The sequence below is a fragment of the Streptomonospora nanhaiensis genome (assembly GCF_013410565.1).
Taxonomy (GTDB): Bacteria; Actinomycetota; Actinomycetes; order Streptosporangiales; family Streptosporangiaceae; genus Streptomonospora; species Streptomonospora nanhaiensis.
The window spans coordinates 1273900-1290941 of record NZ_JACCFO010000001.1 but is presented as its reverse complement, the minus strand read 5'-3'; the positions used below and the strand labels follow the sequence as shown (position 1 = coordinate 1290941).

Below are 17042 nucleotides of genomic sequence, written 5' to 3'. Positions count from 1 at the left end.
CGACACGACGGAGACACCGATGAGCACACCGGTCGCGGTCCTGATCGGCTCGCCCGGTGCCGGCAAGACCACCGTGGGCCGCGCCCTGGCCGACCGGATCGGCGTCGACCTGCTCGACACCGACCTGGAGATCGAGGCGCGCGCCGGCAAGCCCGTCGCCGACATCTTCATCGAGGACGGCGAACCCGCCTTCCGCGCCCTGGAGCGCGCGGTCGTGGCCGAGGCCCTGTCCGGCTGGCCCGGCGTGGTCTCGGTGGGCGGCGGCGCCGTTCTCGACCCCGGCACCGCCGCCGCGCTCCGGGACCACCACGTGGTCTACCTGCAGGTGGAGTTCGCCGACGCCGCCAAGCGCGTCGGCCTGGACACCCCCCGCCCGCTGCTGGCCGGCAACCCCCGCGCCAAGCTCAAGCGCCTGCTGGAGGAGCGCCTGCCCGTCTACGAGGGGCTGGCCAGCGTCACCGTGCCCACCAGCGGCTACCACCCCGAGGAGATCGTGGACGTGATCGTCGCCGGACTTCCCGAGCGCCGCGAGCGCGCGCTGTGACCGCCACCCGCATCGGTGTGGGCGGCACCTCCGCCCCCTACGACGTTGTGGTGGGCACCGGCGTGTTCGCCGAACTGCCCGACCTCGTCGGCGGGCGCGCCGAGCAGGTGGCCGTGATCCACCCCGAGCACCTGGGCGAACTCGCCCGGCCCGCGCTGGGCGCGCTGGAGGCCGCCGGCTACACCGCGCACGCCCTGCCCGTGCCCGACGGCGAGGCCGCCAAGACCGCCGAGGTCGCCGCGTCGCTGTGGGCGCGCCTGGGCCAGGCCGGGTTCACCCGCACCGACGCCGTGGTGGGCGTGGGCGGCGGCGCCGTCACCGACCTCGCCGGGTTCGTCGCCGCCACCTGGCTGCGCGGCGTGCGCGCCGTGCTGGTGCCCACCACCCTGCTGGGCATGGTCGACGCCGCGGTGGGCGGCAAGACCGGCATCAACACCGCCGAGGGCAAGAACCTGGTCGGCGCCTTCCACCCGCCCGCCGGCGTGCTGTGCGACCTCGCCACCCTGCCCAGCCTGCCCACCGCCGACTACATCGGCGGCCTGGCCGAGATCATCAAGGCCGGGTTCATCGCCGACCCCGCCATCCTCGACCTCGTCGAGGCCGACCCCGAGGGCGCCACCCGGCCCGAGGGCCGCCACACCCGCGAACTGATCGAGCGCGCCATCGCCGTCAAGGCCGAGGTGGTCTCCTCCGACCTGCGCGAAAGCGGGCGCCGCGAGATCCTCAACTACGGGCACACCCTGGGCCACGCCATCGAGCGCGCCGAGAACTACACCTTCCGGCACGGCTACGCGGTGGCCATCGGCATGGTCTTCGCCGCCGAACTCGCCCGCCTGGACGGCCGCATCGACTCCGCCCTCGTCCGGCGCCACCGCGACATCCTGGCCGCGGTCGGGCTGCCCACCGGCTACGCCGCCGCGGCCTGGCCCGGCCTGCACGAGGCCATGCGCGTCGACAAGAAGGCCCGCGGCGCCACGCTGCGGTTCATCGTGCTCGACTCCCTGGCCGCGCCGGCGGTGCTCACCGGCCCCTCCGCCGACCTGCTCGGCGCCGCCTACGCCGCCATCAGCACCTGAACGCCCGCACCGGCCAGACCCACTAGACTGCGGATACGACGGCGGCGCCGCACCCGCCGGCGGCCCGCGGCACCCCGGCGGCCCGCCGGCCGCGCCGCGACCGTCACCGACCGAGCCGGAACCTCTGGGAGAGACGACCGAAGTGGCCACGACGAACGACCTCAAAAACGGCACGACCCTGAAGCTCGACGGCGGTGAACTCTGGAACGTCGTGGAGTTCCAGCACGTCAAGCCCGGCAAGGGCGGCGCGTTCGTCCGCACCAAGCTGAAGAACGTCACCTCGGGCAAGGTCGTCGACAAGACCTTCAACGCCGGCGCCAAGGTCGAGTTCGCCAACGTCGACCGCCGCGAGATGCAGTACCTCTACTCCGACGGCGACTCCTACATCTTCATGGACACCCAGACCTACGACCAGCTCTCCGTGCCCAGCCAGGTCGTCGGCAAGAACGCCGACTACCTGCTGGAGTCGGCCATGGTCACGGTCGCGGTGAACGACGGCAACCCGCTCTACATCGAGCTGCCCGCCGCCGTCGAGGTCGAGATCTCCCAGACCGACCCCGGTGTCCAGGGCGACCGCTCCACCGGCGGCACCAAGCCCGCCACCATCGAGACCGGCGCCACCATCCAGGTCCCGCTGTTCATCACCACCGGCGAGCGCGTCAAGGTCGACACCCGCACCGGCGACTACCTCGGCCGCGTCAACTGATGGCGGACACCGCGCTCCAGCAGTCCCGGCGGGTCCGCGCCCGGCGGAGGTCCCGGTGAGCGGCGGCGCGCGGCGCAAGGCGCGCAGACGCGCCGTCGAGGTCCTGTACGAGGCCGAGCTCCGCGGGGTCACCGTCGAACAGGTCGTCGAGCGCCGCCGCGCCCAGCCCGAGCCGCCTATCAACGAGTTCACCGAGCACCTGGCCTTCGCCGTCAACGAGCGCCGCGAGCGCATCGACGAACTGCTCGACCGCTACGCCATCGGGTGGACCCTGGAGCGGATGCCGGTCGTCGACCGCAACATCCTGCGGATGGGCGCCTACGAGCTGCTGTGGGCCGACGACATCCCCGACGGTGTCGCGATCTCCGAGGCCGTCGCGGTCGCCAAGGAGCTGTCCACCGACGAGTCGCCGGCCTTCATCAACGGCCTGCTGTCGCGGCTGATGGAGAACAAGGCCGAGCTGGCGCTGTAGCGCCCGGCGGGCGCCGCGCGCGCCCGCGCCGGGCGGCGCCGGCACCGGGCCGAGCACGAAGGGAACGGTGTGAGCGACACCTCCGACCCCGCCACCCCGCCGCGGCCCGCGCCCGGCGGCACGGGCGTCCCGCACCGCGCGGCCACCGCCGCGCGCACCGAGGTCGTCTGGGACGTCCTGCGCGGCGCGCTGGCGCGGCTGGCGCCCGACGGCGGCCAGAACGCCGACGGCGCCGGCACCGCGCTGGACATCGTCGACGCCGGCGGGGGCACCGGCGGCGCGGCCGTGCCGCTCGCGGCGCTGGGCCACCGCGTCACCGTGGTCGACCCCAGTCCCGACTCCCTGGCCGCGCTGGAGCGGCGCGCCGCCGAGGCCGGGGTGCGGGTGCGCGCCCTCCAGGGCGAGACCGGCGACCTCGCCGGCCTGCTGCCGCCCGAGCACGCCCACCTGGTGCTGGTGCACAACGTGCTGGAGTACGTCGAGGACCCGGCGGTGGCCCTCGCCGAGGTCGCCGCGCTCACCCGCCCCGGCGGCGCCGTGAGCGTGCTGGCCACCAACGCCGTCGCCGGCGTGCTGCACCGCGCCCTGGGCGGCCACCTCGCCGAGGCCCGCCGCCTCCTGGGCGACCCCGAGGGCCGGTGGGGGGCCAACGACCCCATGCCGCGCCGCTTCACCGCCGACCAGCTCGTGGCGCTGGCCGAGCACGCCGGTCTGGCCGACACCGCCATCCGCGGCGTCCGGGTGTTCGCCGACCTGCTGCCGGGCCGCGTCATCGACGGCGACACCCAGATCGGCGCGGACCTGGTGGAGCTGGAGCGGGCCGCCGCCGAGCACCCGGCGCTGTCGGGCATCGCCACCCAGATCCACCTGCTGGCCCGCCGCCCCGCCTAGGGACGCACACGGGCCGGGGGCGGTTGGCGCAGGTGGGACGAGGGACGGCAGACTGGTGGTATGAGCCGACGCCAGCTTGAGCGCGGTGCGGCGCTGCGCGGGATGATCGGACCGGAGGGGGTCGAGCCGCTGCCCGGCCCCGACTCCGACGCCGACCGCGACTGCGCCGTCCTGCACATCGACATGGACGCGTTCTTCGCCGGTGTCGAGCGCCTGGAGCACCCCGAGACCCGCGGCCGGCCCATCATCGTCGGCGGCACCGGCCCGCGCGGGGTGGTCTCCTCGGCCGACTACATCGCCCGCTCCTACGGCGTGCACTCGGCCATGCCCATGGTGCGGGCACTGCGGCTGTGCCCCGACGCCGTGGTGTTCCCGCCCGACGGCCCGGCCTACCGCCGGGTCTCCGAGGCCGTCATGGACATCCTGTGCTCGGTCACGCCCGAGGTGGAGCCGGTGTCGCTGGACGAGGCGTTCCTGGACGTCTCCGGCGCCCGGCGGCGCCTGGGCAGCCCGGTGCGCATCGCCGAGCTGATCCGCCGCCGGGTGCGCGAGGAGCAGCGGCTGACCTGCTCGGTGGGCGTGGCCGCGACCAAGTTCGTCGCCAAGCTCGCCTCCACCCAGTGCAAGCCCGACGGCCTGCTGCTGGTGCCCACCGCCCAGGTGACCGCGTTCCTGCACCCGCTGCCCGTGGGCGCGCTGTGGGGGGTCGGCGACAAGACCGAGCAGGCGCTGACCCGGCTGGGCCTGCGCACGGTCGGCGACGTCGCCCGGATCTCGCCGCAGACCCTGCGCCACGAGTTCGGCGCCGCGCTGGGCGACCGCCTGGCCGCGCTCTCGCACGGCCGCGACGACCGCCCGGTGGTGCCCTCCACGCCCGACAAGAGCATCGGCGCCGAGGAGACCTTCCCGCGCGACGTCGACGACACCGGCCTCATCCACCGCGAGCTGCTGCGGCTGTCGGAGAAGGTGGCGCGGCGGGTGCGCGCCTCGGGGCAGGTGGGCCGCACGGTCGTGGTGAAGCTGCGGCGGGCCGACTTCACCACCATCACCCGCTCGCGCACCCTGCCCGAGCCCACCGACGTCGCCCGCGAGATCAACGCCGCCGCGCGCGAGCTGTACGCCGCGGCCGGCCTGGAGCGCGTGCGGCTGCGGCTGGTGGGCGTGCGGGTGGAGGGGCTGATGCCGGCCGCCGAGGCGCACCGCCAGCTCAGCATCGGCGAGCCCGAGACGGGCTGGCGCGAGGCCGAGCGCGCCATGGACGCGGTCACGCGCCGGTTCGGGCCCGACGCCATCCGCCCGGCGGCCTTGGCCAAGCGTGAGGAGAATGACGTATAGTACGGCAACTTTCCGGACGCCCGGTCCGTTGCGCACACAGGGATCCGCGCCCGCCCGGCCCCGCGGGGCGGCGTGCTCCCGCGCGGATCGAGGGCCCCGGCGGAGCAGGGGACAGGAGAAGGCGAGCGAGCGGTGTTGCGGTCAGACGGTGAGGGTAATGTGGCCCATGTGGGCCAGCTGCACTTGCATCTTTTCTTTTCAGTAGGCGCTAAGGCACCTTATTCTGGGCATATCACTGGGCATCAGATTGTTGTTCAGTACCCGTCACCCCACTCGGGGACTGTCATTGGGAGGCGCCGTGCCGCTCTCTGAACACGAGCAGCGAATGCTCGACCAGATCGAGCAGGCGCTGTATGCCGAGGATCCGAAGTTCGCCAACACCGTGCGCCAGACGAACCCGGCCGTCCACTACAAGCGCTGGATCGTCAAGGCGTCCATCGGCTTCGTCATCGGGATCTCACTCCTCATGGGCGGCGCGATCTTCCAGCAGGTCGTGGTCGGCGTCATCGGCTTCATCGTCATGCTGGCCTGCCTGCTGTGGGGGCTGTCGGCGTGGCGGCGGGTCGCCGGCGGCAGCGGCGGCGAGCCCGCGCCCGCCCAGCAGGCCGCGCGGCCCAGGCAGCGCCGGCAGCAGCGCCCCGGAATGATGCACCGCTTCGAGGAGCGGTGGCGCCGTCGCCAGGAGGGCGAGAACAGCTGAGCACCGCGCCCGGCCCGACGGCCGGGGCGGCCCGCCTCCCCGCGAACGCGGCCCGACGGCACACACGAGAACGCGCCCACCGGATCCCTCCCGATGGGCGCGTTCTCGTGTGTGCGCGGTGTCCGCTCTACCCGGCCGCCGGGTCGGGGCGGTAGGCGCGCCGGGCCGCGGCGGCGGGCGCGCGCAGCAGCGACCTCGGCAGCAGCACGGCCGTCAGCGCCGCCGTGCGGCCGCGGGCCGCGCGCAGCGCCGCGCGCACCCGGCGGCCGTCCTCGGGCAGCGCTCCCGCCTCGCTCGGCCGGGGCGCGTACCGGGCGCTCTCCTCGGCCATCGCCAGCCGCCACAGCGCCGCCCGCGCGTCCTCGGCCAGCCCCGACTCCGCCGACAACCGCTCGGCCACCGCACGCGGCGACTCCGCCGCGTTCCAGGCCAGCCCAAGGTCGCGGCAGTCGTCGTGCAGCTCCCGCCAGGCCGCGTGCGCCCGCTCGGCCGCCGTCGCCGCCCGCAGCCACCGGCCGCGCCGCACCAGCCACCGGGCCAGCGCCGGCAGCCCGCCCACCAGCAGCACGGCGCCGGCCACCACGGCGGCCCCCACCAGCAGCCCCCGCCAGGGCAGGCCGCCCCCGCCGCCCGCCGCCGCGCCGTCCTCCGGCTGCTCCGGTCCGGGCTCGGCGCTCTCGGGGCCGCCGCTGGGCCGCTGCGGCTCCGGGGCCCCGCCGCTGGGCCGCGCGCCGTCCTGCTCGGGGGAGGGCCGGTCGACCGAGGGCCGCTCCGCCGCCTCCACGGGCGACTGGGCGTAGTCGGGGACGGTGGCCGTGCCCTGGCCGCCCTCGGCGGCGGGCGTCGGCTCGAACCGCAGCCAGCCCAGCCCCTCGAAGTACAGCTCCGGCCAGGCGTGGGCGTCGGACTCGGTGACCTCCCAGCCGCCGTCGGGCAGCCGGGTGCCGGAGGTGAAGCCCGTGGCCACCCGCGCGGGGACGCCCGCCTGGCGGGCCAGCAGCGCCATGGCCGCCGCGAACTGCTCGCAGTAGCCCACGCGGTTCTCGAAGAGGAAGAACGCCAGCGGGTCGGTGCCCTCGGGCACCTGCGGCGGGGTGAGGTCGTAGGTGAACCGCCCTTCGGCGGTGAACCAGTCCTGCAGCGCCAGGGCCCGCTCGTAGGCGGAGTCGGCGTCGGCGGTGATCTCCGCGGCCAGGTCGGCCGTGCGCGGGTCCACCCCCTCGGGCACGTCCAGGTAGCGCGGGTCCAGGTCGGAGCCGGGCGGCAGGTCGGCGGTGAGCAGGTCGGGGTCGGCGCGGGGCACCAGGCTGGTCACCGCGTAACCGGTGCCCGAGGCCGGGGACCCGGTGGTGAACACCATCAGCGAGTCGGCGTCGGCGAACCACCGGCCCGACACGTCGACCTCGCGCGGGGGGTAGGGCGCGGGCAGGAAGTCGGCGGCGAACCCGTCGGCCAGCGAGACCTCGGTGACGACCCGGTCGCTGCCGATGTCGGTCTGCCCCGGCGGCGAGGGCAGCAGTTCGCCGCCCAGGTCGCCGTCGCCGTCGGCGCGCAGCCGCGACATGGTCCAGTTCTGCCCGTCGAACACGTCCAGCGAGTACATCCGCAGGTATCCGGGGGTGGGCGTGTCGGCGGTGTAGGTGAGCACGGGGCGGTCGGAGGGGGAGTTGAGGTTGCGGCGCAGGCTCACCAGCGGGTGGGTGGTGGTGATGGTGTCGCCGCCCAGCCGGCCGCCGTCGGCCAGCGCGTACAGCGCGCTGGAGGACAGTCCGGGGATCGCCAGCGGCACCAGCAGCGCCAGCACCACGGCGACCGCCGCCACCCCCGCCGTGGTGAGCGCCTGCTGGAACCCGCCCAGCACCGGGGCCGCGGAGCCGCTCTGGTGCGCCACGCGCGCCCCCCACCCGGCGCCGCGCACCGCGCCGTCCACCGCCAGCAGCACGACGTAGCCCACCGCGGCCGAGGCGAAGGCGAAGGCGTCCAGCCCCTGGTCGTCGACCAGCAGCGGCACCACCAGCAGGCCGGCCACCGGCAGCGCCATCAGCGCCGCCGTGCGCGCCGTGACGGCGAGGAAGTCGCCGACGATCGCCAGCGCGCCCATGGCCGCCGCCACGATCAGCGCCAGCGCCGGAGTGGCGGGGATCGGGGTGGTCTCCTGGCCGATCTGGCCGCGCCCCTCCTCGAAGACCCGCAGCAGCTCGCCCAGGGCGGCGGGCGTCGGCACGAACCCCAGCGGCGCGGCGAAGGAGGCGAAGGCGCCCGTCAGCACGCACACCAGCACCACGGCCTGGACCAGCGGCAGCACCACGACGGTCAGCCGCAGGGCGCGCAGGCCCAGACCGGTCAGGGCGACCGCGACGACGGCGAAGGCGGCGGGGCCCCACCAGGCGCCGCCGGCGATCACCGATCCCAGGGCCGGCATCGACAGCAGCAGCGCCGCCGCCGACGCCAGTGTGAGGGCGGCCTTTGCGATCATCGGGTGTCGGCCCGCCCCCGTGCGGGGTGCGCGGGCCTGCCTCCTTACCGGGGTAGCGGGCGGCGGGCGGCCGCGGGGGACGCCGCGGACAGGGGTGCGGCGGCGCCGAGGGGCCGCCGGGGCGGTGCCGGGCTCACCGGTGCGCGCCGGGGTGGAGGCGGGCGGCGCCCAGGCCCTGCCAGCCCGCCGGCAGGTCGCCGGGCGTGCCGATCCCCAGCACCGACCAGCCGGCCTCGCGCAGCACCGCGGCGGCGCCGGCCGGGGGCGCCGCGGCCGGCCAGGCGGCGCCCCCGCACAGCACGGCCACGCAGGCGTGGTCGCGGGCGCCGCTCAGGGCGGTGAGCGCGCCCAGGTCCTCGGCCGAGAGCGCCCCCAAAACCGCGACGAGCAGGCCGCGGCCGCTGACGGCGGCGGCGCGCGCCGACTCCGCCGCGCCGGCCAGTCCCGCCGTCTCCGAGGAGCGGGCCACGGCCAGGGCGTCGAGCAGGGCGTCGCGGCGCGAGGCGGCGACCTCGCCGCTCTCGGTGTGCAGCCGTGTCTCGTGGCCCCGGCCGATCAGGTGCAGCGCGATCGAGGCGGCGGCGGACACCGCGACCTCCTGGGAGGACTCCGGCCCCTCGCCGGCGTGGGCGGCGGCGCGCATGTCCACCAGGACGGCGCTGCGGTCGCTGCGGTGGTGCTCCTCGCGGCGCACCATCAGCTCGCCGTGGCGGGCGGTGCTGCGCCAGTGCACGCGGCGCAGGTCGTCGCCGTGCCGGTAGGCGCGCGGTACCGGGTCGTCGTCGGTGCCGCCGGAGACCGTGCGCACGGCGGTGTCGCCGCCCTCGGCGGCGGCGCCCGGCAGCGGCCCCGCCGGCAGCGCCACCACCGGCGGCGTGACCAGCAGCGTCATCGGCGCGCCCACCCGCCGGCTCACCCGCACGCAGTTCAGCGGGTCGGCGAAGGACGCGGTCAGCGGGCCGATGGCGTAGGCGCCGCGCACGTGGGGGCGCACCCGGTAGGTGACGTCACGCACGGCGCGCGGCGCCAGGAAGCCCACGTTGAACGTGGGGGCGATTCCCAGCGTGTCGGGGAGTTCGTCGGCCACGCGCAGCCCGCCGATGGGCAGCGCGGTGGCGGCGTTGGCCACGCGCACCAGCACCCGCGCGTCGCTGCCGGCGGGTGCGCGGGCGGGCTCCAGCGCGCGGCTGTGCACGACGCGGCCGGGCGCGCCGATCAGGGTGGCCGCGGCCAGCAGCGGCAGCGCGAAGACGAGGACCCCCAGGCCCACCAGGTCGCGCTCGCCGATGATGATCCCGCTGGCCACCAGGCTGGCGCCGCCGCTGAGCAGGCCCCAGCCCCGGGTGGTGAAGGCCGGCAGCAGACTCACCCTTGTGCCCCCGGTTCTCAGCGGGGGCTGGGGATCGGCAGCCGGGCGACGACCTCGGAGACGACCTGCTCCGGGGTGCGGCGCTCCATGCGGGCCTCGGGGCTGGGCAGCAGCCGGTGCGCCAGTACCGGCACGGCCAGCGCCTGGAGGTCGTCGGGCACCACGTAGGAGCGGCCCTCCAGGGCGGCGTAGGCGCGGGCGGCGCGCACCAGGTGCAGGGTGGCGCGCGGCGAGGCGCCCAGCCGCAGCGCGGGGGAGGTGCGGGTGGCGCCCACCAGGTCCACCGCGTAGCGGCGCACCCCCGGCGCCACGTGCACGGTGTGCACGTGCTCCACCATGGCGCGCACGTCGGCGGCGGTGGCCACCGGGGCGAGGTCGGCCAGCGGCGAGCGGGCGCTGTGGGTGTCGATCATGTCGAGTTCGGCCTGGGCGGTGGGGTAGCCCACCGAGATGCGCGCCATGAAGCGGTCGCGCTGGGCCTCGGGCAGCGGGTAGGTGCCCTCCATGTCGGAGGGGTTCTGCGTGGCCACCACCATGAAGGGGCGCTCCAGCGGCCGGGTCTCGCCGTCGACGCTGACCTGCATCTCCTCCATGCACTCCAGCAGCGCCGACTGGGTCTTGGGCGAGGCGCGGTTGATCTCGTCGCCCAGCACGATGTTGGCGAAGACGGGGCCGGGGTTGAACTCGAACTCCCCGCGGTCCTGGTGGTAGACGCTGACCCCGGTGATGTCGGCGGGGAGCAGGTCGGGGGTGAACTGGATCCGCTGCACCGAGCAGTCGACCGCCCGGCCCAGCGACTTGGCCAGCATGGTCTTGCCCACACCCGGGATGTCCTCGATGAGCAGGTGGCCTTCGGCCAGCAGGACGGTCAGGGCGATCCGCACGACCTCCGGCTTGCCCTCGATGACGGTCTCGACGGCCCGGCGGATCCGGTCCGCCACGGCGATGACACCGCCGTCCTCGGGGAGTCCTTCTCCCTGTGTGTTGTGCCGCGTGCCCAGTGACACGAGTTTCCTCTCCCGGAGCCGGACCTGACGGAATTGAGGCTAGGCCCAAAGCAGGCGATTGCAAATCAAAACCGGGAAAGTGCGGCACGTGCTCGGCGGCGCGCCCCGCCGCCCCCGGCGGGTGCGCGGGCGCCGGTTCCCACCGCCCGGCCTTGACAGCGTGGGCGCGGCTGTGCTCTCGCGCGCCGCGCGGGCCGCCCCGGCCGCCCCCGCCCGCTCCACTCCGCACCACCCTCGCTGACCTGCGGTTTTCCGGCCGATATGGCCCGCGAGCAGCGATTCAAACTGTTGACCGTGGGGAAGAGTGGAGTAGAGTGGAGCAACGTGGAGCGGGAGACCGCTCCACTTGGGGGCTGGGGAGGTGGGGCCGATGTTTCTCGGCACCCACGAGCCACGCCTCGACGAGAAGGGACGCCTGTTCCTTCCGGCGAAGTACCGCGACGAACTGTCGGGGGGGCTGGTGATCACGAAGGGACAGGAGCGCTGCCTCTACGTCTTTCCCATGGACGAGTTCCAGCGCATCACCGACGCCCTCCGCTCGGCACCGGTCACCGCCAAGGCGGTCCGCGACTACAGCCGCGTCTTCTTCGCGAGCGCGTCCGATGAGGTCCCCGACAAGCAGGGCCGCATCACCATTCCGCCGGGCCTGCGCAGGTACGCGGGCCTCGACCGGGACTGCGTCGTGATCGGGGCCAACACCCGGCTGGAGATCTGGGCCGCCGCGGCCTGGGCCGACTACGAAGCCCAACAGGAGCAGGCATTCGCGGATCTGTCGGAGGAGGTGTTGCCGGGGGTGCTGTGACTTCGCGCGACCCGCGTGCCGGACCCGACATCCGCGCACACCGGTCACGCCAAGCCACCGCCGTCAAAGCCCTGTTCGGACGTCGGCCTTCAGACGCGAATGCGCGGTCAGCTGACGCATCTTCCCCGGCGCCAGGTGGCCGCCGCGTCTGGAGGCCAGTCCGGACAGCAGGGCCCGAGCCCCGTCCCGGTCCGCCCGGTGCGCGGGCCGGCGCAGGGGCCAGGGGGACACAGCAGACGGCCGCGCACGGCGCGGAGCGCGGCGGCGCGAGGGGGTGCCGCCGCCGGCGGGCCGACCATCCGGCGGCCACGCCCGAACACGGCCGGGCGCACCCGGGGCCCGCGCGGCACCGGAGGCGCCCGCACGCCGCCGACAGCAGGAAGCAGGGGGCATCAGTGCTCATGGGGGACACCGAAAGCCAGGCCGGGGCGGCCCACATCCCGGTCATGCTCGACCGCGTGGTCGAGCTGCTGTCCCCCGCGCTCTCCCGGCCCGGAGCCGTGTTCGTCGACGGCACCCTGGGCCTGGGCGGGCACACCGCGGCCCTGCTGGCCGCACACCCCCACCTGCACGCCGTCGGCGTCGACCGCGACACCACCGCCCTGGACCGCAGCCGCCGCCGGCTCGCGCCCTTCGCCGACCGGCTCGACCTCGTGCACGCCGAGTACGACGACATCCCCGGCGCCCTCGACCGCCTCGGCCGCGCCGAGGCCGACGCCGTCCTGCTCGACCTCGGCGTGTCCTCCCCCCAGCTCGACGAAACCGAGCGCGGCTTCGCCTACTCCCACGACGCCCCGCTCGACATGCGCATGGACCGCTCCCAGCCGCGCACCGCCGCCGAAGTCCTCAACACCTACTCCGCGGCCGACCTCACCCGCGTGCTGCGCGACTACGGCGAGGAGCGCTTCGCCGGCCGCATCGCCCAGGCCGTCGTGCGCCGCCGCGCCCAGGCGCCGCTGTCCTCCACCCGCGAGCTCGCCGACCTCGTGCGCGAGGCCATCCCCGCGGCCACCCGCCGCACCGGCGGCAACCCCGCCAAGCGCACCTTCCAGGCGCTGCGCATCGAGGTCAACGCCGAACTCGACATCCTGCGCCGCGCCCTGCCCGCCGCCACCGGCCGCCTGGCCGTGGGCGGGCGCATCGCCGTGCTGTCCTACCACTCCCTGGAGGACCGCATGACCAAGCGCCACCTCGCCGGCCTGAGCACCGACACCACGCCCCCCGGCCTGCCGGTGCCCCTGCCCGAGGCCAGCCCCGAGTTCCGGCTGCTCACCCGGGGCGCCGAACCCCCCTCCGACGACGAGACCCAGCGCAACCCGCGCGCGGCCTCGGCCCGGCTGCGGGCCGCCGAGCGCATCCGCCGACCATGACCGCCGCCCGGACACCCACACCGCCCAGCGCACCGCACGAGCGGGGAGGACCCAGATGAGCACCGGTACCGAAGAGCCCGGCACCCGGCGCGCCAGGGCCGCCGCCAAGGCCCCGCCGGCGCGCACGCCCGCGCGCACCCGGCCCGCGCCCGCCCGCAGGGGCGCCGCGGGCTCCACGGCCGCGCGCCCGGGGCCGGCCGCGGCCGCCCGCGCCCCGCGCATGCCCTTCGTGCTCCTGGTCCTGGGCCTGCTCAGCGGCGCCCTCATCAGCCTGCTGGCGCTGCGCACCGTCCTGGTCGCCGACTCCTTCGCCATCTCCGAGCTGCAGCAGACCAACGAGGAGCTGGCCCACCAGGAGGAGGGCCTGCGCGAGGAGGTCCTGCGCCTGGAGTCCTCCGAGCGCATCGCCGAGGAGGCCGAGGAGCTGGGCATGCGCCCCGGCGAGGCCCCGCTGTTCATGGACCTCGACGAGCGCACCGTCACCGGCGACCCCGGCGGCGCGGACTCCGGCCTGCCCGGCACCGAGGCCCAGCCCGAGGCGGGCGCCCAGTGACATCGGCCGCCGCCCCCGCCCACCCGCGTCCCAGACCGCAGAGCGGGGGGCGCCGTTGACCTCCCGCGACGGACGCTCCCGCGACCCCCGCCGCCCCGGCCCCTCCGCCCGCCCCGCCCGCGGCACCCCGCCGCGCGGCGGCAGCCAGGCGCGCTCGCGCCAGGGCGGGGCCGGCGCCCAGCGCCGCGCCCCGCGCGAGGTCCCGCCGCCGCGCCGCCCCCAGGTCGGCGGGGGCGCCCGCCGGCCCGGCGGCCCCGCCGGCCCGCGCCCGCCCGCCTCGCTGCTGCGCCGCCCCTTCCGCCGCGGCAACCCGCGGCGCCGCCTCAACATCGCCGTCACCCTCATGGTCGTGGTGCTGATGGTGTTCGCCGGGCGCCTGGTGCAGATCCAGGCCATCGACGCCCCCACCTACGCCGCCGCCGCCGAGGACCTCCGGCTGACCACCATCGACATCCCCACCACCCGCGGCGACATCACCGACGTCAACGGCAACCCCCTGGCCATGTCGGTCGAGACCCGCACCGTGTTCGTCGACCCCGTCGAGATCCGCGACGACGACCGCCAGCGGGTCATCGACGAGCTCTCCGAGCGCTTCGGCCTCGACCCCGCCGAGGTCGCCGAGCACGTCGACGCCCGCCCCAGCCGCTACGAGGTCGTCGCCCAGGACGTCCCGCCCCGCAAGTGGGACGAGATGGCGGAGCTGGGCCTGCAGGGCGTGGGCGCGCTCGTCGACTACAAGCGCGTCTACCCCGAGGAGACCGGTGCCGCCGACCTCATCGGGTTCACCGGCGCCGACGGCCAGGGCCTGGAGGGCCTGGAGGGCGTCATGGACGACACCCTGGCCGGGGAGCCCGGCAAGCAGCAGGTCGAGACGGGCGCCGGCGGGGTGCAGATCCCCATGGCCGACGGCCTGGCCCAGGAGCCCGTGCCCGGCCGCGACGTCCGCCTCACCCTGGACCAGGACATCCAGTGGCACGCCCAGCAGGCGCTGGCCGAGCGCGCCGAGGAGCTGGGCGCCCAGGGCGGCAGCGCCATCGTCATGCGCCCCACCGGCGAGATCCTGGCCATGACCGACTACCCCACCTACGACCCCGCCGACTACGGCGAGTACTCCGCCGAGGACCGCGCCAACGGCGCCGTGGCCGAGGCGTTCGAGCCCGGCAGCACCAACAAGGTCATCACGCTGGCCGGCGCCCTGGAGGAAGGGCTCACCACCCCCGAGACCGTCTACACGGTGCCCTACTCCACGCAGATCCACGACCGCACCTTCAAGGACGACCACTTCCACCCCACCCAGCGGCTCACCCTCAACGGGATCCTGGCCCAGTCCAGCAACGTGGGCACCATCCAGGTCGGCCAGCAGCTGGGGCGGGAGCGGCTCTACGCCTACCTGCGCGACTTCGGCTTCGGCGAGCCCACCGGCCTGGACCTGCCCGGCGAGAACGTCGGCATCCTGTCCAAGCCCGAGGACTGGTGGGGCACCCAGCTGCCGTCCGTCTCCTTCGGCCAGGGGCTGTCGGTCAACGCCATGCAGATGGCCAGCGTCTACGCCACCGTCGCCAACGGCGGGGTGCGGGTCGAGCCCACCCTGGTGGCCGGCACCGTCGACGGCGACGGCGCCTTCACCCCGGCCGAGGAGCCGCCCAGCGAGCGCGTCATCAGCGAGGAGACCGCCGACGAACTGGCGCTGATGCTGGAGGCCGTCACCGGCGAGGAGGGCACCGCCCAGGCCGCGCAGATCCCCGGCTACCGGGTGGCCGGCAAGACCGGCACCGCCAACCGGGTCGACCCCGACACCGGCTCCTACAGCGGCGGCGGGCACACCTCGACCTTCGTGGGGTTCGCCCCCGCCGACGACCCCGAGCTGATCGTCCAGGTCGTGCTGCACAACCCCCAGCGCGACTACTACGGCGGCGAGGCCGCCGCGCCGGTCTTCACCGACATCATGTCCTTCGCGCTGAAGACCGAGAAGGTGCAGCCCACCGGCACCGAGCCGCCCAACATCCGGCTGTTCGGCGATGAGTGAGCCCACCGCGCCCGGCGCACCCGCGCCGGGCGCGCCCCACCGGCGGCGGCGCGGATTTCGGCCCGCGCCGCCGCAGCCGATAACCTCTCGACGTGCCACCGGTAATGCGACCTGAACACACCCAGCCCCGTCCGCTGTCCGAGCTCGCCCGCCTGCTGGGCCCGGACGCGTTCATCACGTGCGTCGAGAACGCCGAGACCGGGCCGGAACCCGGCGGCGCCGCGCAGGCCGGCCCCGACTCCGCCGACCCCGCCGCCGTCCGCATCAGCGGCATCACCCACGACTCCCGGGCGGTGCGCCCCGGCGACCTCTACGCCGCCCTGCCGGGCAGCCGAGCCCACGGCGCCGACTTCGCCGCCCAGGCCGCCGCCGCCGGAGCCGTGGCCATCCTCACCGACCCCACCGGCTACGACCGCGCCGCCGCCACCCGGCTGCCCGTGGTCACCATCGCCGACCCCCGCGCCCGCCTCGGCGAGGTCGCCTCGTGGGTCTACGGCGCGCCCGCCGCCGACCTGCTGCTGATCGGCACCACCGGCACCAGCGGCAAGACCACCGTCACCTACCTGGTGGAGTCGGGCCTGCGGGCCGCCGGGCTGCGCACCGGGCTCGTGGGCACCGTCGAGATCCGCGTGGGCGACGACCGCGTGGCCGCCTCGCTGACCACGCCGGAGGCCACCGACCTCCACGGGCTGTTCGCGCAGATGCGCGAGCAGGGCGCCACCGCCGCCGCCATGGAGGTCTCCAGCCACGCCCTGGCCCTGGGCCGGGTGGGCGGCGCCCGCTACAACGCCGCCGTCTTCACCAACCTCTCCCAGGACCACCTGGACTTCCACAGCGACCTGCGCGACTACTTCGACACCAAGGCCCGCCTGTTCACCCCGGAGTTCTGCGAGATCGCCGTGGTCAACAGCGACGACCGGTTCGGGCGGGTGCTGATCGACCAGGTGCGGGCGCGCGGCGACGTCCCCGTCACCACCTTCTCCGCCGAGGGCGACCCCGACGCCGACTGGCGCGCCGTCGACGTCCGCCTGGGCGCCGAGGGCAGCACCTTCCGCATCGCCGGCCCCGGCGGCATGGAGGCCGACGCCTCCGTGGCGCTGCCCGGCGCCTTCAACGTGTCCAACGCCATAGCCGCGATCGTCGGCCTGGTCGAGGCCGGGATCCCGCTGCACACCGCCATCGAGGGCGTCGCCGCGGCCCCGGGCGTGCCCGGGCGCATGGAGCGCGTGGAGGCCGGCCAGGACTTCACCGCCGTCGTGGACTACTCCCACAAGCCCGGCGCGATCGAGGCGGTCCTGACCGCGCTGCGCGGGATCACCGAGGGCGAGCTGACCATCGTGGTGGGCTGCGGCGGCGACCGCGACCGCGCCAAGCGCCCGCTGATGGGCGAGGCCGCCGCCCGGCTCGCCGACGCCGTCATCCTCACCGACGACAACCCGCGCACCGAGGACCCCGTCACCATCGTCACCGCCATGCTCGACGGCGTGGCCAAGGTCCCCCAGGACCAGCGGGCCCGCGTCACCGTCGAGCCCGACCGCGCCGCCGCCATCGAGCTGGCCGTGGCGCGCGCCCGCCCCGGCGACGTCGTCGTGGTGGCCGGGAAAGGTCACGAAACCGGCCAATATGTCGCCGGTTCGGTTCTTCCGTTCGACGACCGCGACGTCCTGCGCGCCGCGCTGGCCCGCCGCCTCGCCGACTGAACAGGGGGCCGTCAA

Annotated in this window: 15 protein-coding genes; 12 read left to right on the top strand and 3 right to left on the bottom strand. The window is 75.6% G+C overall.

Translation table 11 applies throughout. The features are described 5' to 3' along the window. Positions 1–19 precede the first annotated feature (19 nt). The 7 genes from HNR12_RS05585 (at position 20) to HNR12_RS05555 (ending at position 5724) form a co-directional block, all read left to right on the top strand. Entirely contained in the window at positions 20–544 is a 525-nt protein-coding gene (locus HNR12_RS05585; protein ID WP_179766492.1) for a shikimate kinase, read from the top strand. Then, entirely contained in the window at positions 541–1620 is a 1080-nt protein-coding gene (aroB, locus tag HNR12_RS05580; RefSeq protein ID WP_179766491.1) for a 3-dehydroquinate synthase, read from the top strand. The genes HNR12_RS05585 and aroB overlap by 4 nt, the downstream gene beginning before the upstream one ends. A gap of 142 nt (positions 1621–1762) precedes the next feature. Beyond that, positions 1763–2326 carry an elongation factor P gene (gene efp / locus HNR12_RS05575; protein ID WP_179766490.1) on the top strand — a complete coding sequence of 188 codons (564 nt, stop codon included), beginning with the start codon at positions 1763–1765 and terminating at the stop codon, positions 2324–2326. A gap of 55 nt (positions 2327–2381) precedes the next feature. Then, the gene (nusB, locus tag HNR12_RS05570; protein WP_179766489.1) at positions 2382–2798 is read left to right on the top strand and encodes a transcription antitermination factor NusB; all 417 of its coding nucleotides are present in this window, start codon (positions 2382–2384) and stop codon (positions 2796–2798) included. Between the two features lie 69 nt (positions 2799–2867). Continuing rightward, positions 2868–3689: a methyltransferase gene (locus tag HNR12_RS05565; protein WP_179766488.1), complete on the top strand. Its 822-nt coding sequence runs from the start codon at positions 2868–2870 to the stop codon at positions 3687–3689. A gap of 60 nt (positions 3690–3749) precedes the next feature. After that, positions 3750–5024, top strand: a complete 1275-nt coding sequence (locus HNR12_RS05560) for a DNA polymerase IV (protein WP_246425006.1) — start codon at positions 3750–3752, stop codon at positions 5022–5024. Between the two features lie 298 nt (positions 5025–5322). Beyond that, positions 5323–5724, top strand: coding sequence for a DUF3040 domain-containing protein (locus HNR12_RS05555; RefSeq protein ID WP_179766487.1), 402 nt, complete (start codon positions 5323–5325; stop codon positions 5722–5724). Positions 5725–5851: 127 nt separating this feature from the next. On the opposite strand, the gene HNR12_RS05550 is transcribed toward HNR12_RS05555, so the two are convergent. The 3 genes from HNR12_RS05550 to HNR12_RS05540 form a co-directional block, all read right to left on the bottom strand. After that, positions 5852–8200 (bottom strand): transglutaminase family protein, encoded by a 2349-nt coding sequence (locus HNR12_RS05550; protein ID WP_179766486.1) that lies wholly within the window; start codon positions 8198–8200, stop codon positions 5852–5854. A gap of 133 nt (positions 8201–8333) precedes the next feature. Next, a complete protein-coding gene (locus HNR12_RS05545) occupies positions 8334–9569 on the bottom strand; it encodes a DUF58 domain-containing protein (protein WP_308118576.1) in 1236 nt (411 codons plus the stop codon). 17 nt (positions 9570–9586) lie between these two features. Next, entirely contained in the window at positions 9587–10576 is a 990-nt protein-coding gene (locus tag HNR12_RS05540; RefSeq protein ID WP_179766485.1) for an AAA family ATPase, read from the bottom strand. 370 nt (positions 10577–10946) lie between these two features. Between HNR12_RS05540 and mraZ the strand changes: the two genes are divergently transcribed. From mraZ to HNR12_RS05515, 5 genes are all read left to right on the top strand, one after another. Next, positions 10947–11378, top strand: a complete 432-nt coding sequence (gene mraZ, locus HNR12_RS05535; protein ID WP_179766484.1) for a division/cell wall cluster transcriptional repressor MraZ — start codon at positions 10947–10949, stop codon at positions 11376–11378. Positions 11379–11779: 401 nt separating this feature from the next. Next, positions 11780–12748, top strand: coding sequence for a 16S rRNA (cytosine(1402)-N(4))-methyltransferase RsmH (gene rsmH, locus HNR12_RS05530; protein WP_179766483.1), 969 nt, complete (start codon positions 11780–11782; stop codon positions 12746–12748). Between the two features lie 55 nt (positions 12749–12803). Further along, on the top strand, positions 12804–13301 hold the full coding sequence (locus HNR12_RS05525) for a hypothetical protein (RefSeq protein WP_179766482.1): 498 nt from the start codon (positions 12804–12806) through the stop codon (positions 13299–13301). Between the two features lie 343 nt (positions 13302–13644). Beyond that, a complete protein-coding gene (locus tag HNR12_RS05520) occupies positions 13645–15327 on the top strand; it encodes a peptidoglycan D,D-transpeptidase FtsI family protein (RefSeq protein WP_246425322.1) in 1683 nt (560 codons plus the stop codon). Positions 15328–15431: 104 nt separating this feature from the next. Then, a complete protein-coding gene (locus HNR12_RS05515; RefSeq protein WP_179766480.1) occupies positions 15432–17027 on the top strand; it encodes a UDP-N-acetylmuramoyl-L-alanyl-D-glutamate--2,6-diaminopimelate ligase in 1596 nt (531 codons plus the stop codon). Positions 17028–17042 lie beyond the last annotated feature (15 nt).